The organism is Pseudomonas putida (assembly GCF_028682475.1).
Taxonomy (GTDB): domain Bacteria; phylum Pseudomonadota; class Gammaproteobacteria; order Pseudomonadales; family Pseudomonadaceae; genus Aquipseudomonas; species Aquipseudomonas putida_AG.
The window spans coordinates 1-328 of sequence record NZ_JANHLE010000133.1 but is presented as its reverse complement, the minus strand read 5'-3'; the positions used below and the strand labels follow the sequence as shown (position 1 = coordinate 328).

At 54.0% G+C, this 328-nt stretch carries 1 pseudogene; it reads right to left on the bottom strand.

Annotated features, from left to right (window positions below):
- Nucleotides 1–328 (bottom strand): annotated as a pseudogene (locus tag NPS47_RS25505) (IS110 family transposase); the annotation flags it as partial.

Sequence of the window (328 nt, the reverse complement as noted above, 5' to 3'; positions counted from 1 at the left end):
TTCGCCCAGCTCGGGTAAATAAACCAGCAAACTGGCGGTAGCCACCGTGCCGATTCCCTTAACGGAGATAAGCCGATCGGCTTTTTCTGCATCCAGATCGCGCATGCTTTGATTGATGGACTTTTCGAGCAGCTTGATCTGCGTTTGCAGGTAGTGAATGTGGTCTTTAATCGTCGCGACAACCGCTGGTAACTGAACCTGCTGAAGGCGACGTTTGTTGTCGTCCCGCTGCTGGACGAAATGCTCGCGCAGTTGAACCAGCTCGCGTAGCTCTTCACGTTCGGCGCAAATGGCCTTGTCGCACGGCGCGTTCAGCACTTCAGCAAAA